Consider the following 17656-nt stretch of genomic DNA (forward strand, 5'->3'; position numbering starts at 1 on the left):
GGCTACTGGACCGCGCTCGCCGCCTCGGCCGCCGATCCCGGCCGGCCGCCGTACATCGAGACGACCGTTCCGCCGAGGTCGGCGATGTAGCTGCCCTGGTACTCCTCATCGCTCACGTTCACCGCGATCTGGATCGCGCCGGAGGGTGAGTTGCCCACCGTCGCCCGCTGGACCATCACCTGGATCTCGGTGGGCGCGGTGATGCCGGTGGCCGTCATGGCGTCCTCGACGATTCCGGGGATCTTGCCGAAGTCGACCTCGCCGACGTCGTAGAGGGCGGCGGCGGCCTCCTCCGGGGTGGCCTGCAAGGGCTCCTCGGAGCGGGTCGCCTCACCTTTCTCGTAGGTGTAGACGTTGAGGACGGTCGCGCCCGGCGAAGTGGGCGCCACCGCGGTGACCTTGCCCTTCTCGAAGACGAGCTGCGCGACCTTCCCGGCGCCGATCTTATCGGTGAGCACCTCGACGACGCCTTCCTGGCGCCAGTTGCGGGCGAAGTCCTCGGAGTCGACGTCGCCGAACACGCCCTTGGCGCCGACGGTGAAGTCGTCCCGGAAGACACCGGCGGGAGCGGCGACGCCGAGTACGAAGGCGATGGCGTAGAGCAGCACCCGCAGCGGGCGGCGGCGCCCGCCGCTGCCGAGCAGCGGCTGGCGGCCGATGGGCTTGTCGCCCTTCTCCGGCAGCCACAACGGCGCGTCCTCGGGCACCGAGTCGCCGAACTCCTTGATGTGCTTGCGCCAGTCGCGGTCGGGCTTGCGCACGAGCCACGCCTCGGGGCGCTCGTCGTCGGGGCGGGCCACCAGTTTGATCAGGCCCGGCTGGTAGTCGGCCCGCTCTTTGGGGCCGACGAACAGCTGCGCGCGTGTCTTGTAGGCGTCGCGTTCCTCGGGGTCGACGACCAGCGTGATGTGGCACAGCGTCGCCTCGTTGATCTCGACGTCGGTGCGGTTCACGCTGGTGATGCGGGCGAGGGCGCCGCCCTCGGCGGCGAGGGCCGCGGCGACGGCCTTCTCGGACGGCTCGTAGCTGCCGCGCCCCCCGATGCGGGGGATGCCGATCGCCGCGCTGCCCGCCGCGATGACGACCGCGGGCAGCCAGAGCCACACGAAGCTCGCGTCGAGGGTGACGTACTCCAGCGCGATCGCGCCGGCGGCGAGTCCGGTGGAGAGTAAAAAGACGATGATAAGCATGATGGGCGCCACCTTATCCGTCGTGGCGCCCGGACGCGAGCGGCGCGCTCAGCCCTCGGTACGGCGCAGCGCGATGACGGGAATGTCGCGCTCGGTTTTCTTCTGGTAGTCGTCCCAGCCGGTCCAGACCTTCTTCAGCTCGGGCCACACGCGCGCCTTCTCCTCGGCGGACAGGACCCGTGCGTCGGCCTCGAAGCGCTCGGTCTCGACCCGAAGGCGGACCTTCGGGTTCGCCTCGATGCTCAGGAACCACAGCGGGTGCTTCTCGCTGCCCCCGTTGGAGGCGACCAGGAGGTAGTCGTCGCCGTCGCGGCCGTACATCAGGACCGTGCGATGCCACTCGCCGCTGCGCCTACCGACGTAGTCGACCAGCAGGCACGGGATTCCCTGAACGGTCAGCCCCTTGGTGCCGCCGGACTCCTCGTAGAGTCTGGCCTGCTTGGCGACCCATTCACTGGAGCTGTGGCGGACCTGGACGGCGGCTTCGTCGGACATGGGTTGCTCCTCGCGTGCGTGTGCGGGTGGACCCAGCGTGCAACCTCGGTGCCCGGGCGGCTATTCCGCCGCCGTAGTCCTCGTGGGTCCACTCCGGCCGCTCAGCGTCCGCGCCGCACACCGCCCAGCAACAGCCCGAGCGCGATCATGGCGACGGCCAGGCCCAGGTGCAGCCAGTTGTCGGCGGTGTTGACCGGGATGAAGTTCGCTACGCTGTCGTGGGAGATGAACAGCCCGTACAGCCAGACCAGCGCGTAGACGACACCTCCGCCGATCAGGTAGGAGCGGGCGGTGGAGAACGAGCGGGCCATCGCCACTCCCGCGACGCCGAAGAGCAGGTGCACGATGTTGTGCAGGATCGACACCTGGAACACGCCGAGCAGCATCGCGCCGGACTCGTGGCCGGCGAAGGACATCTCGCCGACGTCGGTCGTGAGACCGGGGATGAAGCCGGCGATGCCGACCAGCAGGAAGACGATGCCGAGAACCAGTGCGACGAGCTGCGCCGGTGTGCGCGTGGTCGCCGTGACGGCCGGATCGTGGGCTGAAGCGGTCATGATGAGCCTCCTCGGGACGGCGCCCGCGAAGGGCACCCGAATTAAGCCCTTTCGCCCTCATTCTAGGGCCGGTGGCGTCCCGGCGCCACCGGCCCGCACTTTTACCAGCCGGCGGTTATGGTCAGGCTCGTCGGCGGGTTCGCGTTGGGCAGGATCTTCACGCTGCTCTGGTCGTTGACGTCGTCGTAGGGGAAGCCGTAGGCGCGATTGGCGATGCTCACGGTGTGGAAGAAGGCCGAGTACTCGTTGTCCGGTGAGCCCGCGTAGTAGCTCGCCGCCCGCCACCAGTCGGAGGTCCGGGCGGCCACGCCCCGGTTGAAGGCGGCGCAGAACTCCGCCCCGAGCTCAAGTTCGGTGACCGCCATTCCCGGTGAGGCCAGCGCGCCGGAGCAGGACAGCACGTCGGCGCTGCTCGGCTTGTTCAGGTAGAACGGGCCGGCGCCGTCCTTGGTGAACTGCAGCCGTCCGCCCGAGACCCGGCCGGTGAAGGTCTGGTTGAGCCTGGTGAGGGTGAACTGCGAGTTCGCGTACTGGTTCCACACCGCGTCGATGTAGCCCTGCAGGAATCCGGCGTGCGCGCCGCCGGGCCGAAACGCCGGCGAGCTCCTCGGCGCGAGGATGCGCCTGGAGTCCATGAGCCCGTCGAAGGGTCCCGAGACGGCCTGCGTGAAGCGGGAGCGGACCTCGTCCCGGGTCAGGGTGAGGCCGATGGTCTGGTCGTAGCCGATCGCGGTCTGCGTCAGTCGTGCGGTCATCGGGAATCCGAACAGGTCGACCTGGGTGGTGTTGCCCCCGAATGGGACAAGCCCGTGCACGTAGGTGAACTCGTACCAGTCGAAGTACACGTCGAGGTTGGGGTCGCCGGGATTGTTCACGTCCGGCCCGCCCCAGCCGCGGTCGTCGGGTGAGATCGGGAAGTACATCGGCTGCCCGTAGGAGAGGTACATCCGCGCGCCCTCGATACGCGGGGGCAGCGGAAAGGTCCTGGCCTGCGCGAGGGTGAAGGACATGTTGGCGTAGTTGCGGCCGTTCTTGGTGAGATGGCCGGGCGCGTTCTCGTCATCGTGGTCGATCGGGCGCAGTGTCCCGTCGGTGCGCAGGTACGCCCACTGGCCGGGTGAGGACATGCCCATCACGGTGACGTACACCTGGGCGTCGGACCAGGTTCCGCGCGTGTTGTTGACGATCGTGACCGGAAAGGAGCCCGCCGGGGCGGCCGCCGACGGCGGGGGAGCGGCGAGCAGGGCGCCGGCGACGGCGAGGACGGCGGTGAGCGCGGTGATTAAGCGCGAGGCGGTCGTTTTCATGGGAGGCCTCCAATGCCGGGTGGCCACCGACCCTTACTAACAGGTCAGTAACTTCAGAGAACAGGCTAGCGTATATCCCCCGAATGACACCAGATCGCCGTTAAAGTGCGCATTGATCCACTCCCACCGGTCGCAGCGAGCGGGGACGACATGGCCCACGAGATCACGCCGCCTCCGGCCAGGCTCACGCTGCCGACCCTGACCGCCATGGTCGTCGGCTCCATGGTCGGCGCCGGGGTGTTCTCGCTGCCGACCCGCTTCGCCGAGGAGACCGGCGTCGCCGGAGCGCTGCTCGCCTGGGCCGTGGCCGGCGGCGGGATGCTCATGCTCGCCTTCGTCTACCAGACGCTCGCGGTGCGCCGACCGCATCTCGACGCCGGGATCTACGCCTATGCCAAGGCCGGCTTCGGGGAGTACATGGGCTTCTTCGCCGCCTTCGGCTACTGGGCGAGCGCCTGCGTCGGAAACGTCACCTACATGGTGCTGATCATGTCGACGGCGGGCGCGGTGTTCCCGGCCCTCGGCGAAGGCGACACGGTCTTGGCGGTGATCTTGTCCTCGGCCGGATTCTGGGCGTTCTTCCTGCTGATCCGCCGGGGCGTCAAGGAGGCCGCCGCCCTCAACCGCGTCGTCACCGTCGCCAAGATCGTGCCCATCGCGGTCTTCGTGTTGCTCGCGGTGTTCTGCCTCGACCCGGCTGTGTTCGCCGCCAACTGGAGCGGGACCGACCAGGCCGGATCGCTCTTCACCCAGGTCCGCGGGACCATGCTCGCCACCGTCTTCGTCTTCCTCGGTGTCGAGGGCGCCAGCGTCTACTCTCGCCACGCCCGCCGCCGCACCGACGTCGGCCGGGCGACCGTCCTGGGCTTCCTCGGCGTCTTCGCGATCTTCGCGTCGGTCACCATCGTGTCCTACGGGATCCTGCCGATGGAGGAGATCGCCGCGCTGCGCCAGCCCTCGATGGCGGGCGTCCTCGAAGCGGCCGTCGGGACGTGGGGATCGGTCCTCGTCGGGGTCGGCCTCATCGTGGCGGTGCTCGGCGCCTATCTGGCGTGGACCCTCATGGCCGCCGAGGTCCTGTTCGTCGCGGCCGAGGACGGGGACATGCCCCGCTTCCTCGGCCGCGTCGGCCGCGCCGACGTGCCCGTCGCGGCGCTCGCGCTGACCACGGCCCTGTCCCAGGTCATCCTGGTGGTCACCTTGTTCTCCGCGGACGCCTTCGACTTCGCGCTCAACCTCACCAGCTCGCTCGTGCTCGTCCCCTTCCTGCTCGCCGCCGGGTACGGGCTGAAGATCGCGCTGCGTCCGGACCCCGGTGAGCGCCGGGTCGCGCGCGAACTCGCCGTCGCGGCCGTCGCCACGGTCTACACCGCGTGGCTGCTGTACGCCGGCGGTCTCGACTACGCGCTGATGTCGTTCATCCTCTACGCGCCGGCGACCGTGCTGTTCGCGATGGCGCGGCGTGAGCGGGGCAGGCGGGTGTTCTCGCCGGGTGAGGCGGTGATCTTCGCGGTGGCCGTCGCGGGTGCCGTGGCCGGTCTGGTGGGGCTGTCCACCGGCTGGATCAGTCTGTGAGCCGGGACCGTTCGCGCGGTGACAGGCCGTCCAGGGAGAGTTCGACGAACCGGCGCCAGTCGCCGATCCCGGTGCGGCTGACGGTGGCCACGGCACCGACGACCATGTAGAGGTCGGCGACCGTGGCGTCGTCGCGGATCAGTCCCTCCACGCGGCCGCGTTCGAGGAGTTCGGCGCCGAACTCGGTGAGTTCGGCGCCGACCGGGCCGCGCGGCTCGGTGTCGCCGAGGACGGACTCGATGGCGCCCGAGAGCGCCCGCCCCTGCTCGTGCACCTCGGCGACCCGGGTGAGGAAGGCGGCGAGGGCTCGCCGCGCGTCGGGTTCGGTCCGGCAGGCCGCGCGGGCATGATCGAGGATGTCGGCGAAGCGCCGTTCGGCGGCGGCCTCGACGAGGGCGCGGCGGGTGGGGAAGTGGCGGTAGACGGTGCCGACGCCGACCCCGGCCTCGCGGGCGACGTCGGCCATCTGGACCGCTTCGCCGCGTTCGGTGAACAGGGCGGTCGCGGTGTCCAGGACGTGGTCGCGGTTGCGCGCGGCGTCGGTGCGGAGCTTTCGGGCGGACGGGCTCGGCATCGGCGGTCTCCGTGGCGCTGGCGGGCGAATGCCGAGAGGTTACCCGGCGGCGCGGCCCGGAATGGGGGAACGGGTTCGTTCGAGGATCAGCGCGGCCGACAGCGCCACGAGCATGACGAGGGCGATGAACAGCTGCGGGTCGAGGCCGGCGACCTTGACGGCGTCGGCGGCGTGCTCGGGGTCCTGGGGCGCCGTTCCCGGAAAGAGGAGAGCGGCGAACATGCCCAGCCAGGTGACCGAGCCCAGCGCGGCGGCCAGGTGAAAGCGGGCGCGGAGGTCGCCCGTTCGTCCCCACAGGACTGCGAGGCCTACGCCTGCGATGAGTGCGGCCATCACGATGTACTGGGCGTCGTGGAACTTGGCGTGCGGTGGCCACGCCGGGTTGTGCAGGTGCAGGTCGGCGACGGCCGGGATGGCCAGGTCGGCCAGGAGTGGTCCGAGGAGCGTGAAGAACAGGACGACGCGCACGAGGATCCGAGGGGCGGTCCAGTGGCGTGGAGCGGCGGTCATGGGGTGGTCCTTCGTCATTTAAATGGAAGAGGAATCCGATTCCGTTTAGAGGCTAGGCAGGGATTGTCCGCCTGTCAACCGCGCGGGGCCCGGCGTCACGCCGGCCCCCGCGTGATGTGCGGTTACTTCGGGAGGGTGAGGATCTCGGCTCCGTCCTCGGTGACGGCGATCGTGTGCTCGCTGTGCGCCGTCCGGCAGCCCGTCGCGCTCCGGAGCGTCCACCCGTCGGGGTCGGTGACGAGTTCGGCGGTGTCGGCCATGACCCACGGCTCCAGGGCCAGCAGCATTCCCGGGCGCAGCTTGTACCCGCGGCCGGGCCGTCCGGTGTTCGGAATATGCGGATCCTGGTGCATCGTCGAGCCGACGCCGTGGCCCCCGTACTCGGAACTGATCGGATAGCCGGCCTCGGAGAGGACGGAGCCGATGGCGTGGGAGATGTCGCCGACGCGGGCGCCCGGGCCGGCCGCGGCGATCCCCGCGCGCAGCGCGCGTTCGGTCGCGTCGATCATCGCGATGCTCTCCGGTGGCTCGGAGCCGCCGACGACGAAGCTGACGGCGGCGTCGGCGACCACTCCGTCCTTGGAGACGGCGAGGTCGAGCGTCAGCAGGTCGCCGTCGGCGAGCGTGTAGTCGTGGGGTTTCCCGTGCAGTACGGCGTCGTTGACCGAGGTGCAGATGTAGTGGCCGAAGGGTCCGCGGCCGAAGGGCGGCTCGTAGTCGACGTAGCAGGACAACGCGCCGGCCTTGGTGATCATCGCCCTCGCCGACCGGTCGATGTCTTGGAGGTTGGTGCCCGCCGTACTGCGGTCCCGCAGTGTTCGCAGGATGGCGGCGACCAGGGCGCCCGCCTCCCTCGCGCGGGACAGTTCGCCGGGGTTCAGGATCTCGATCATGGCGCGCCTTCCCTGGTTGCCAATAACTATCCCGGTCATATTATCCCGGTACTAGAATCGGCCCATGGTCAGGTTGCCGCTCACACCCGCCGAGGTCGAGCGCGGGCAGCGCCTCGGCGCGCTTTTGCGTCGTGCCAGGGGAAAGCGCTCGATGCTCCAGGCCGCGCTCGACGCGCGCGTCTCGCCCGAGACCCTCCGAAAGATCGAGTCCGGCCGGGTCGCGACTCCGGCCTTCCCGACCATCGCGGCGATCGCGGGCGTGCTCGGCCTGTCCCTCGACGCGGTGTGGGCCGAGATCAACCAGCCCGAGCGTGCGGGCGAACCCGCGGCCTCCGCTCACAGCGCTCGCGAGCGGATGGCCTCCTAGTCTCGCGCGCGGATCCGGTACCGCCAGGCGATCGCCGCGGTCCCGAGCACCGCCAGCCAGGTCAGGCCGAGCGTCCAGCCGCCGAGTACGTCACTGGGGTAGTGCACGCCGAGATAGATCCGCGACAATCCGACCGCGACGGTGCCGACCGCGCCCGCCGTCCACGCCGTCGCCTTGGCGGTCGCGCTCCTGGTGACCATGCACAGCAGCCACGCGATGAGCGCGAAACCGACCAGCGAGGTGGCGCTGTGCCCCGAGGGGAACGAGTAACCGGTCGCGGTGACCAGCTGCGCCGGCGGATTGGGACGCTGCCGGCCGATGAGCAGCTTGATCACGTTGACCAGGATCTGGATGCCGCCCAGCCCGGTGAGCGACAGCCACACCGGAGTCCAGGACTTACGGGAGCGCGCCACCAGTACGGTCGCGACGACCACGCCGAGCGTCAGCAGCAGCGAACCGCCGAGATCGGTGATCGCGATCTGCACGCGGTTGAGGGCCGGCACGCGGTGCTCGACGAGCCAGCCGACGGCGGGCTCGTCGATGGCGGCGATGTCGTCGCCGTCGGTGACGCCGTCGAGGATCTCGGTGAACATCATGGCGCCGACGAGTACGGCGCCCGCCCCGGCGGTGAGGATCAGCGCCTCGGCGGCCACCCGGAGACTGAGCCAGGAGACGCCCGCCCGGCCACGCTCACCCGCCGCGCGGACCCACGAGGCCCCGCTCAGCCGGGCGACCGCCGGGCGCACCGAGGAGACGAGCACGAAGGCGAAGGCGACCACCTGAGCCGCCATCACCAGGCTCATCAGCAGGGTCCAATGCACGAGTGCCACTACCGCTCCATCCGAAAGGGACCGACGCGGGCGACGTTAGCGCGAATCGGTCCCTTCCGGGCGAACTCTTCAGCGAGGCTTCAGGCGCGCGGCTCGCAGTGCCAGCGCCACGAATCCAGCCGGGCCCGGCCGGGCAGCTCACCGCGACCGGTCGCCCACAGCAGCGTCGGCCACGGCTCGCCGTCGGCGGGAGCGTCCGGGAAGAGCCGGTACAGCACCCGCGCGCACACCTCCGCCGGCGGCTCGAACTCCAGGCCCAGGGCGCGGGCGATGTCGCCGGTGTGCACGACCGCCTCCACGATTCCCATCGCCGCGAAACCCTCGGGGTCAGCGATGCCGAGTCCGTGGAAGGCGCGCGCCTCGGGAGGGGTCGTGGCCACCACCGCCGCCAGGAAGGTCCCGCAGGTCTCGATGACCTGCACGAGACCGGCCGGACCCGCCTGCGGGTCGGCGAAGACACTGGCCGCCGGGCCGCCGGGGGTCTTGCTGACGCACGTGAAGGGCACGTGGCCATCCAGCGGCGGCCGCGCCGGACCGAACTGGGCGGCGTAGGCGAACAGGTCGTCGGCGAGGTGCTCGGCGGTGTCCCAGCAGCTCCACGTCAGGCCGTCGGCCGGGACGCTCCAGTCGGCGTCGAGGGCGCCCCCGAGGGCGGAGGAACAGGAGGCGACGGCGACGCGCACGTCGTCGGAGGTCACGGGACCCGGGGTGTCGGACATCCGGACAACGTAACCTCCGGGTCCGACAGTCCTCAGGTGCCGAGGAGCCCGGCGTCGTGGACCAGCAGCGCGATCTGCACCCGGTTGTTCAGGTCCAGCTTCGTCAGGATCGCCGAGACGTGCGTCTTGACCGTCGGCACGCTCAGGTGCAGCGTCCGCCCGATCTCGGCGTTCGACTTGCCGTGGCCGACCTGGACGGCCACCTCGCGCTCGCGGTCGTTGAGCAAGGCCAGCCGCTTCGCCGCCCGGGCACCGCGGCCGTCCCGGTCGTCCTCGGCGACCCGCGCGATCAGCCGCCGGGTCACCGCCGGCGACAGCACCGGCAGCTTGCGCGCCACCTGCCGTACCGCCTCCACGATCTCGGCCGGCGGGGTGTCCTTGAGCAGGAAACCCGCCGCGCCGGCCCGCAGCGCGCGCAGCACGTGCGCGTCGGCGTCGAAGGTCGTCAGCACGATCACCTCCGGGGCGCCCGGTCGTGCCCGCAGCGCCTCGGTGGCGGCCAGACCGTCCACGTACGGCATGCGGACGTCCATCAGAACCACGTCCGGTCCCAGGCGCCCGACCAGATCGGCCACCTCGCGCCCGTCGCCCGCCTCACCGAGGACCCGGATGTCGGCCGCCCCGCCGAGCATCATCGCCAGCCCCGCGCGGACGAGCGGGTCGTCGTCGACGATGAGCACGCCGATCGTCGCGGCATCCGGCGACATGGTCATGCCGGCCAGGGTAGCGAGGCGCTCAGGCGCCACTCGCCCGCCTCCGGTCCGTGTTCGAGGGTCCCCTCGGCCAGCGTGACGCGCTCGGCGAGCCCGATCAGGCCCTGCCCGCCCTGCCCGCCCGCCGCCGACGTGACCCTGTTGCGGACCTCGACGGTGAGGCCCGCACCGGCCCGGCCCGTCAGCGCGACCCGCACCGGCTCGCCGGGGGCGTGCTTGCGCGCGTTCGTCAGCGCCTCCTGGACGATCCGGTAGGCCGTCCGGCCGGCCTGTTCGGGGGGTTCGCGATCGAGCGACACCGTCAGGTCCACCGGCGTGCCCGCCCGCACCGACTCGCCGACCAGCCGTTCGACGTCGGCGACCCCGGGCTGCGGCAGCTCCCCGACCGGTGCCCTCAGCACCCCGATCACCTCGCGCAGGTCCTGCAACGCCAGGTGCGCGTTCTCCCTGATCACCCCGGCCGCGCGCACCACGTCGGCCGCCGGCGCGTCCGGCCGGAACTCCAAGGCCCCGGCGTGCACGCTCAGCAGTGAGAGGCGGTGCCCCAGCACGTCGTGAATCTCCCGCGCGATCGTGTCCCGGGTGTCGCGCTGGGCCTGCTCGGCGCGCATCCGCGACTCGCTCTCGGCCCGCGCGGCACGTTCCCGCAGCGACTCCACCAGCTTGCGCCGGTGGGAGACGAACAGGCCCCAGCCCACCGCCGTCGACTGCATCGCGAAGCTCAGGATCAGCGACATCGCGAGCCCGGTCTCCGGGTCCGGCCGCACGAACGTGTAAGCCCCGCCGGCGAGCAGGCCCAGCCCGAACAGCGCCAGTGTCGTCCTCGGCGGCCGGTGCACGGCCACCGTGAACAGCGCGATCAGCATCGCCCCGGCGACCAGTTCGGAGACCGCCGACACCGCGATCAGCGCCACCGCCAGCTGTACCGGCCAGCGCCGCCGCAACCACAGCGCCCCGCATCCCAACGCACCGACCACCTGGTCGAGGTTGTACAGCCACGGCGGTTCCGGCATGGGCCCCGCCTCGATGCGCAGCCCCGACAGCACCAACCCGGCCAGGACCGCCAGCGCGAACGCCGTCGAGTCCACGACCCAGTCCCGGACCCCACGCCTACCGCTCATGCCCCGAACCTACCGACGCACAGCCCATCGGGCACCGCGGCGCGGTGAGGTCGATACCGAAGTCGCCGCGGCCGATACTTTGGTCGCCACACCGGGCCTCGACCGCATACCTCGGTCGGACCATCTCCTGCCGACGACCGATCCGCGCGCACCGCCGGTCTCCATAGCGTCGACGACCATGAGAAAGACAGTCGAGACGTCCGGACTCATCCTCGTCCTCGTGGGCGTCAGCGGAGCGATCGACCGCCTGTGGACCCAACCGATCATGAGCCTCATCCTCAACGCCTTCGACCGCTGGGTCGTCCCGGAGCTGAGCTTCGCCGCCGGCTATGAGGTCTTCGCCAACCTCATGCTCTCGGTGATCGGCGCCGTCATCATCGTCATCGGCGGGAGGCTCGAAGCATGAGGCCCGACCTCTCGGCACCGCGCCGTCTGCGCTGGGGCCCGGCGGCCGCGCTACTCGTCCTGTCACCGGTGTGCGCCGAATACCTCGTCGGCTACGACGACAGCACCGGTGACCCGGGCGCACTCCTGGCGGGCCTGATCGTCTTCGTCCCGCTCTACGGCGCACCCGCGCTGCTCATCCGCGAACTTTCCCGCCGCCTCGAAATGGGCCGGCCCGGCATCCTCGCGCTCGCCTGCGCGGCGGGCGTCGCCCAGGCCGGGATCATCGACCAGTCGATGTTCAGCCTCGACTACCGCGACATCGACTACTGGGCCGCGCTGATCGAGCCGACGTGGATCGCACCGCTCGGCACCAGTGCGACCACCACGATCGGCTTCGTCGCCGGACACACGCTCATGAGCTTCGGCGCACCCATCGCGATGGTCGAGTCCTTCGCGCCCGGACGGCGGCCCTGGCTGCGGCTGCCCGGGCTGATCGCCACCGTTGGCCTTTACCTCGCCGGTGCCGCCGTCGTGCTCCGCTGGCACCTGACCACGGAGTCCGACCACGCCTCCACCGCCCAGCTGGCCGGGGCCGCGAGCGTGGCACTCCTCCTCATCGTCCTCGCCGTCGTACTCGGCCGGCGGAGGCCTCGGCGCGGCGACGGTCCGGTACCCGCGCCGATCCTCGTGGGGACGGCCTCGCTCGCGCTCACCTTCGCCTACCAGCTCATGCCGCCGACCTGGCTCGGCGTCGCCGGGACGCTGGCGATCCTGGCGGGCGCCGCCCTCGCCGTCGGCCGGCTGGCGCGCTCACGGCGCTGGACCGGCGCGCACATCGCGATGCTGGCCACCGGCGCGCTCGCATCGTCGGCGCTGGTGGGCTTCTTCAGCGCGCCGATCGGCGACGTCGACCCGGTCGCGCGTTATGCCCACAATGTCTTCTTCCTGGTGGGTGCGATCGTCCTCGGCCTGCTGGCCGCGCGCTCGGCCGGCCGCCGAGAGACGAGGGAGGAGCCCGCCGGTTCGACCGCGGTGGCGTGACCGTCCTATGTGGAGCAGCTGTCGGCACCGCGTCGGCCGCCCGGAGCGCTCGGAGGCTGTTAAATCGGCCACGGTGGTTTCGTCACGGTCGGTGACCGGCGCTCCCCTTCCCGCCCCCCACCAGGCAACCCGGGGGTGAGGTGGCTCCGCCCGCTGTGACCAGGGACACGGCCCCCGCATGGGTCCTTGTAACAGTCGGTGTGAACACTTGAGTGCGCCTACACCTCACAGGAGATTCACTGATGTCCACCGTTCCAAGCGGTCCCGCCGCCTCCGAGAAACTCGACGGCGGTGTTCTGAAGATCGCCGGTGTGGTCGTGCTCGGCCTGGTGATGTCGATCCTCGACATCACCGTGGTCAGTGTTGCTTTGCCGACCTTCACCACCGAGTTCGACACGTCCCTCGCCACCGCGGCGTGGACGATGACCGGCTACACCCTGGCCCTCGCCACCGTCATCCCGATCACGGGCTGGGCCGCCGACCGCTTCGGCACGAAGCGGCTCTACATGATGGCCCTCGTCCTGTTCGTGGCCGGCTCGGTGCTGTGCAGCTTCGCCTGGGACATCAACTCGCTGATCGGCTTCCGGGTCCTGCAGGGCCTCGGTGGCGGCATGCTGATGCCGCTGGGCATGACGATCATGACCCGCGCGGCCGGTCCGCAGCGCGTCGGACGCGTCATGGCCGTTCTCGGCGTCCCGATGCTGCTGGGTCCCATCGGCGGCCCGATCCTCGGCGGCTGGCTGATCGAAGAGGTCAGCTGGCAGTGGATCTTCCTCATCAACGTTCCGCTGGGCATCCTCGCGCTCATCTTCGCCGCGGTCGTCCTGCCGAAGGACGCGCCGAGCCCGTCGGAGTCCTTCGACTTCGTCGGCATGCTGCTGATGTCGCCGGGTCTGGCGCTGTTCCTCTTCGGCGTGTCCTCCATCCCGGAGGAGGGGACGGTCGCCGCGCCTCGCGTGCTGATCCCCGCCGCGATCGGCGTGGTGCTCATCGTGGCCTTCGTCTGGCACGCGTTCCGCCCGCGCCACCCCCTGGTCGACCTGCGCCTGTTCAAGAACAAGCAGCTCAGCGTCGCCACCATCACCATGTTCCTGTTCGGTGTGGCGTTCTTCGGCGCGATGCTGCTGATCCCCACCTACTTCCTGCAGATCCGCGGTGAGTCGACCCTCCACGCCGGCCTGCTGGTGGCTCCGCAGGGTCTCGGCGCGATGCTCACGATGCCGATCGCCGGCCGCCTGGTCGACAGGATCGGGCCCGGGAAGATCGTGCTCACCGGCATGATCCTCATCCTCGGCGGCATGGGCGTGCTCACCCAGATCGAGTCGACGACCTCGTACCCGGTCCTGCTGGGCGCGCTGTTCGTCATGGGCCTGGGCATGGGCGCCACGATGATGCCGACGATGACCGCGGCGATGCAGACGCTGACCGACCACATGATCGCGCGCGGCTCCACGCTGCTCAACATCGTGCAGCAGGTCGCCAGTTCCATCGGCAGCGCGATCATGTCGGTGGTCCTCACCAACCAGATCACCGGCTCGGAGCTCGCGGGTCCGGCCATCGCGGCCCAGTCCGACCCGGCCATCGCCGCCCAGCTCCCGCCGGGCGTGATGGAGAAGGGTCTGGCGGAGGCCGCCGAGGGCTTCGGCGCGACCTTCGTGCTGGCGTTCGTGCTGATCATCGCGACGTTCGTGGCCGCTCTCTTCCTGCCCCGCAAGAAGGCACCGGTCGCCACCGACGGCGAGGAGCGCGCGCCGGTCCTGGTCCACTAGGACGCGACCACCGCAGTGAAAAGGGCCGCCCGCGAGGGCGGCCCTTTTTCGTGTGCGAGCCGGCCTCGCGCGGTGCGGAACCGGTGTGACACCACGCCAAGATCAACCCGTATTCCGGTCGACCCCGACCACCGCGAAGCCCTGGAGCGAGATGTCACCAGAAGAGGAGCGCGACTTCCACGAATACGTCGCGGCCCAGACCAAGCGCCTGTGCCGCTTCGCCTACCTTTGCTGCGCGGACTGGCACCAGGCCGAGGACGTCGTGCAGACCGCGCTCATTCGGCTCTACGGCGCCTGGAAGCGCGCGCGACGAGCCTCGGTCGACGCCTACGTCCGCCGGATCATCGTCAACGCCCTCATCGACGAGCGCCGTCTCTTCCGCTTCCGGCGCGAGCAGACCCGCCCCGAGCTCCCCGAACGCCCGCAGCGCTCGAACGGTCTCCCCGAGGAGCGCGCGGTGCTCATCGAGGCGCTGCTGCGGCTGCCGAAGCGGCAGCGGGCCGCGGTCGTCCTGCGCTACTGGGAGGACCTTCCCGGCGATCAGGTCGCGCGGATCCTCGGCTGCTCCCCGGGAGCCGCCCGCAACCTCACCATGCGCGGTCTGGCGGCCCTGCGCGCGTCGCTTTCCACCGAGAACCTCGAACTCTTCGAAGGAGTGCCGTCATGACCACCGATGAACTCAACCGCGTCCTGAACGACGAGTTCGAGCGGTGCACCCCGGAGCTGTCGATCGTCCCCTCGGCGATCATCGCCAAGGGCCGCAGGCGGGCGCGCGCCAGGCTCGCGGGTCTCGCCGGCGGGGGAGTGGCCGCCATCGCCGCTGTCGCGGTGCTTCTGCCGACGGTGTTCGCCGGTGGGACCGCGCAGGACGCCGCCGTACCGCCGCTGCGGCAGGACCCGAGCGAGTACCCGATCGCGTTCGACCCGAACGTGGAGTACATCTGGAGCGCCGACGAGAGCCGCTTCGACGAGGAGAACGAGGCCGACGCCTACACCACCACCCCGGCCACCGAGGAGCTCACCACGGCCTGGCTCGCCGGGTTGGAGGCCCTGGGCTTCCAGGGGCAGGGCTCCTGGAACGAAGGCGCGGTGACGCGCCACAACGAGGTCCTTACACCCGACCAGGACCAATCGGGCGCCTACGGCGGGTGGGCAGGCGACGAGTCGAAGGTCCTCGCCGAGCGGCTGGCCTATTCGGCGCAGGTCGACACCGCCGACGGCATCATCTCGCTGTACGTCCGCCCGGCCGGACTGTTCCTGCGCGGCGCGGGGACACAGGCGAAGAACCCCAGCTCCCTGCTGCCCGACCCCCGCTATCTCGTCCCCGGTTGCGACTCGTACACGTACATGCTCGAGTTCCCGCGGCCCGCGGAGGTCGAGACCACTTTCGAATGCGTCGAATCCGAAGGCTCCGAGGGCGAGCGGATCCTGAGCGTCCGGCCCTCCCAGACCACCGGCGGGAGAACCAGCCGAACGATCGCCTACCTGGTCGTCTACCGCGCCGACGGGTCGGCCGTGCTCATCACCGAGCGCTCCTGGAACGAGACGAGTGAACCGTCCCTCTCCGACGAGCAGATGACCGCCCTCGCCCTCGCCCTGCCCGCCGTCCCGGTGGAATGAGACGTGTCGCCCGGCGTCCAGACGGGGACGCCGGGCGGCATCACTCCCCGATCAGCTCCCCGCCTTCGGCGCGGTAGAGCAGCAGCCTCCCCGCGACGGGTGCCAGCCGCACCTGCGCCCCGGGCTCCGGCTCGTCCTCCTCGGGCACGGTCGCACCGACGAGTTCGCCCGCGCAGTCGACCGTGACCAGGGTCGTCGTCCCCAGGTTCTCCAGGATCGACACCTCCCCGGCCAGTCCGTCGCCGGACGCGCTCAGTCGCACGTACTCCGGCCGCACTCCCACGACGACCTTCTCCCCCTCGGCGACCTTCCCGACGGCCTCCGCCGGGATCGGCAGACGGCCCCCGGCGACGGCGACCGTCTCACCGCGCACCTGCCCGTCGAGCAGGTTCATCGGCGTCGAGCCGATGAAGTTGGCCACGAAGGTGTTCGCCGGCCGCCCGAAGACCTCCCGGGGCGTGCCGAGCTGGCGGATGCGGCCGGCCTCCATCACCGCGATGCGGTCGGCGAGGGCCAGCGCCTCGGCCTGGTCGTGGGTCACGAAGACCGTCGTGACGCCGAGTTCGCGCTGGAGCCGCTTGAGGAAGGTCCGCGCCTCCAGCCGCAGCCGCGCGTCCAGGTTCGACAGCGGCTCGTCGAAGAGGAACAGGGCGGGGTGGCAGGCGACGGCGCGCGCGAGCGCGACCCGCTGCTGCTGCCCGCCCGACAGCGCGCCCGGCCGGCGGTCCATCAGCTCGGCGAGGCCCAGCTGCCGGCCGATCTCGGTGGCCTTGCCGCGCCGCTCCGAGCGTGACTGGCGTTTGATGCGCAGCGGGTAGGAGATGTTGTCGATGACGGTCATGTGCGGGAACAGCGCGTAGTCCTGGAAGACCATCGCCACGTCCCGCCGGGCCGGCGACACCGTGGTGACGTCCCGGTCGCCGATCAGCACTGTTCCGCCGGTGGCGACCTCCAGACCGGCGATGGTGCGCAGGAGTGTCGTCTTCCCGCACCCCGAGGGGCCGAGCAGGGCGAAGAACTCGCCGTCGTCGATGTCGAGGTCGAGCCCGTCGACGGCGTGCACCCCGCCGGGGTAGACCTTGTCGAGGGCGCGCAGGGAGATTCCGGCCATCAGCTCTTGATCCCTCCGTGGAAACGGAAGCCGTACTTGCGCGAGACGTACAGGTACATGGCGATCACCGGAAGCGAGTACAGCAGCGAGAACGTCGACAGCAGCGCCAGGTTCGGCTGCCCCGCCTCGGTGTAGAGGGTGCGCATCAGCACCGCCGCGGGCTGCTTCTCCGGGTCGCGCAGCAGGATGAACGGCACGAGGAAGTTGCCCCACACGTTCACCACCGTCCACACCGCGATCGTCGCCAGACCCGGTGCGATCAGCGGGGCGACGATGTCCTTGAGGATTCGCAGCGGCGAGGCGCCGAAGACTCTGGCGGACTCCTCGTAGGACTTCGGGACGGTGTCGACGAAGTCCTTGAGCATGAAGATCCCGGCCGGGAGCAGGCCGCCGGCCATCACCAGCATCACCGCGAAGCGGGAGTCGATGCCGAGGGACGGGTGGACGCCGTCGCCCAGCTCGGAGACCAGCAGGAACAGGGGCACCATCGCCGCCGTGCCGGTCACCACGCTCGACAGCAGCAGGAGCACGTAGAGAAGGGCGTCGCGGCCGGGCATGCGCACGCGGGAGAGCGCGTAGGCGGCCAGAGCGGCGCCCACCACGACGAACAAGGCCGTCCCCGCCGACAGCAGGATCGAGTTGAGCATCGAGCCCCACGCGTAGGGGTTGGCGTTGATCTCGGCGAAGTTCTCCAGGGTGGCCTCGGGGACCTCGACGGCGTAGGTCGGGCTGGCGTCGAACGGCGCGGTCACCAGCCACAGCAGCGGAAGCGCGAAGAACACCGCGATCAGGCAGGTCAGCGCATAGAACCCGATCCGGGCGGCCATGCGCCAGGCCGCCCGGCGGGCGTCGTCGTCGGAGACGCTCCTCATGAAAC

At 70.6% G+C, this 17656-nt stretch carries 20 protein-coding genes; 7 read left to right on the plus strand and 13 right to left on the minus strand.

What is annotated here, in order from left to right; translation table 11 throughout:
- Window positions 1-2 precede the first annotated feature (2 nt).
- From AB0I28_RS01760 to AB0I28_RS01775, 4 genes are all read right to left on the minus strand, one after another.
- The gene (locus tag AB0I28_RS01760; RefSeq protein WP_357488757.1) at window positions 3-1190 is read right to left on the minus strand and encodes a hypothetical protein; all 1188 of its coding nucleotides are present in this window, start codon (window positions 1188-1190) and stop codon (window positions 3-5) included.
- A gap of 48 nt (window positions 1191-1238) precedes the next feature.
- The gene (locus AB0I28_RS01765; RefSeq protein ID WP_357488758.1) at window positions 1239-1685 is read right to left on the minus strand and encodes a nitroreductase family deazaflavin-dependent oxidoreductase; all 447 of its coding nucleotides are present in this window, start codon (window positions 1683-1685) and stop codon (window positions 1239-1241) included.
- Between the two features lie 101 nt (window positions 1686-1786).
- Window positions 1787-2242 (minus strand): DUF4383 domain-containing protein, encoded by a 456-nt coding sequence (locus AB0I28_RS01770; protein ID WP_357488759.1) that lies wholly within the window; start codon window positions 2240-2242, stop codon window positions 1787-1789.
- A 101-nt stretch (window positions 2243-2343) separates the two neighbouring features.
- Window positions 2344-3549 (minus strand): glycoside hydrolase family 64 protein, encoded by a 1206-nt coding sequence (locus AB0I28_RS01775; RefSeq protein WP_357488760.1) that lies wholly within the window; start codon window positions 3547-3549, stop codon window positions 2344-2346.
- A 150-nt stretch (window positions 3550-3699) separates the two neighbouring features.
- On the opposite strand from AB0I28_RS01775, the gene AB0I28_RS01780 reads away from it, so the two are divergent.
- Window positions 3700-5124, plus strand: a complete 1425-nt coding sequence (locus AB0I28_RS01780; protein WP_357488761.1) for a basic amino acid/polyamine antiporter — start codon at window positions 3700-3702, stop codon at window positions 5122-5124.
- Here AB0I28_RS01780 and AB0I28_RS01785 read toward each other — a convergent pair.
- The 3 genes from AB0I28_RS01785 to map all read right to left on the minus strand — a co-directional run bounded on the left by AB0I28_RS01785 (window position 5114) and on the right by map (window position 7101).
- Window positions 5114-5698, minus strand: coding sequence for a helix-turn-helix domain-containing protein (locus tag AB0I28_RS01785; RefSeq protein WP_357488762.1), 585 nt, complete (start codon window positions 5696-5698; stop codon window positions 5114-5116). The genes AB0I28_RS01780 and AB0I28_RS01785 overlap by 11 nt on opposite strands.
- A gap of 39 nt (window positions 5699-5737) precedes the next feature.
- On the minus strand, window positions 5738-6208 hold the full coding sequence (locus tag AB0I28_RS01790; protein ID WP_357488763.1) for a DUF6640 family protein: 471 nt from the start codon (window positions 6206-6208) through the stop codon (window positions 5738-5740).
- 122 nt (window positions 6209-6330) lie between these two features.
- Window positions 6331-7101 (minus strand): type I methionyl aminopeptidase, encoded by a 771-nt coding sequence (map, locus tag AB0I28_RS01795; RefSeq protein ID WP_357488764.1) that lies wholly within the window; start codon window positions 7099-7101, stop codon window positions 6331-6333.
- Window positions 7102-7165: 64 nt separating this feature from the next.
- Between map and AB0I28_RS01800 the strand changes: the two genes are divergently transcribed.
- The gene (locus tag AB0I28_RS01800) at window positions 7166-7468 is read left to right on the plus strand and encodes a helix-turn-helix transcriptional regulator (protein ID WP_357488765.1); all 303 of its coding nucleotides are present in this window, start codon (window positions 7166-7168) and stop codon (window positions 7466-7468) included.
- Here the strand turns inward: AB0I28_RS01800 and AB0I28_RS01805 are convergent.
- From AB0I28_RS01805 to AB0I28_RS01820, 4 genes are all read right to left on the minus strand, one after another.
- Window positions 7465-8298, minus strand: a complete 834-nt coding sequence (locus tag AB0I28_RS01805; RefSeq protein WP_357488766.1) for a phosphatase PAP2 family protein — start codon at window positions 8296-8298, stop codon at window positions 7465-7467. The genes AB0I28_RS01800 and AB0I28_RS01805 overlap by 4 nt on opposite strands.
- Before the next feature lie 80 nt (window positions 8299-8378).
- Window positions 8379-9017 (minus strand): hypothetical protein, encoded by a 639-nt coding sequence (locus AB0I28_RS01810; protein WP_357488767.1) that lies wholly within the window; start codon window positions 9015-9017, stop codon window positions 8379-8381.
- Window positions 9018-9049: 32 nt separating this feature from the next.
- A complete protein-coding gene (locus AB0I28_RS01815; protein ID WP_357488768.1) occupies window positions 9050-9730 on the minus strand; it encodes a response regulator transcription factor in 681 nt (226 codons plus the stop codon).
- Window positions 9727-10851, minus strand: a complete 1125-nt coding sequence (locus tag AB0I28_RS01820) for a histidine kinase (RefSeq protein ID WP_357488769.1) — start codon at window positions 10849-10851, stop codon at window positions 9727-9729. The genes AB0I28_RS01815 and AB0I28_RS01820 overlap by 4 nt, the downstream gene beginning before the upstream one ends.
- 178 nt (window positions 10852-11029) lie before the next feature.
- Between AB0I28_RS01820 and AB0I28_RS01825 the strand changes: the two genes are divergently transcribed.
- From AB0I28_RS01825 to AB0I28_RS01845, 5 genes are all read left to right on the plus strand, one after another.
- Complete coding sequence (locus AB0I28_RS01825) at window positions 11030-11257, plus strand: hypothetical protein (protein WP_357488770.1); 228 nt, start codon at window positions 11030-11032, stop codon at window positions 11255-11257.
- The gene (locus AB0I28_RS01830; RefSeq protein WP_357488771.1) at window positions 11254-12279 is read left to right on the plus strand and encodes a hypothetical protein; all 1026 of its coding nucleotides are present in this window, start codon (window positions 11254-11256) and stop codon (window positions 12277-12279) included. The genes AB0I28_RS01825 and AB0I28_RS01830 overlap by 4 nt, the downstream gene beginning before the upstream one ends.
- 242 nt (window positions 12280-12521) lie before the next feature.
- The gene (locus AB0I28_RS01835; protein ID WP_357488772.1) at window positions 12522-14048 is read left to right on the plus strand and encodes a DHA2 family efflux MFS transporter permease subunit; all 1527 of its coding nucleotides are present in this window, start codon (window positions 12522-12524) and stop codon (window positions 14046-14048) included.
- A 151-nt stretch (window positions 14049-14199) separates the two neighbouring features.
- Window positions 14200-14715: a SigE family RNA polymerase sigma factor gene (locus AB0I28_RS01840; protein WP_357488773.1), complete on the plus strand. Its 516-nt coding sequence runs from the start codon at window positions 14200-14202 to the stop codon at window positions 14713-14715.
- On the plus strand, window positions 14712-15668 hold the full coding sequence (locus AB0I28_RS01845; RefSeq protein ID WP_357488774.1) for a hypothetical protein: 957 nt from the start codon (window positions 14712-14714) through the stop codon (window positions 15666-15668). The genes AB0I28_RS01840 and AB0I28_RS01845 overlap by 4 nt, the downstream gene beginning before the upstream one ends.
- 40 nt (window positions 15669-15708) lie before the next feature.
- On the opposite strand, the gene AB0I28_RS01850 is transcribed toward AB0I28_RS01845, so the two are convergent.
- Window positions 15709-16779, minus strand: a complete 1071-nt coding sequence (locus tag AB0I28_RS01850) for an ABC transporter ATP-binding protein (RefSeq protein ID WP_357488775.1) — start codon at window positions 16777-16779, stop codon at window positions 15709-15711.
- Window positions 16779-17651, minus strand: coding sequence for a carbohydrate ABC transporter permease (locus AB0I28_RS01855; protein ID WP_357488776.1), 873 nt, complete (start codon window positions 17649-17651; stop codon window positions 16779-16781). The genes AB0I28_RS01850 and AB0I28_RS01855 overlap by 1 nt, the downstream gene beginning before the upstream one ends.
- Between the last annotated feature and the right edge of the window lie 5 nt (window positions 17652-17656).

Source organism: Phytomonospora sp. NPDC050363 (assembly GCF_040655735.1).
Classification (GTDB): domain Bacteria; phylum Actinomycetota; class Actinomycetes; order Mycobacteriales; family Micromonosporaceae; genus Phytomonospora.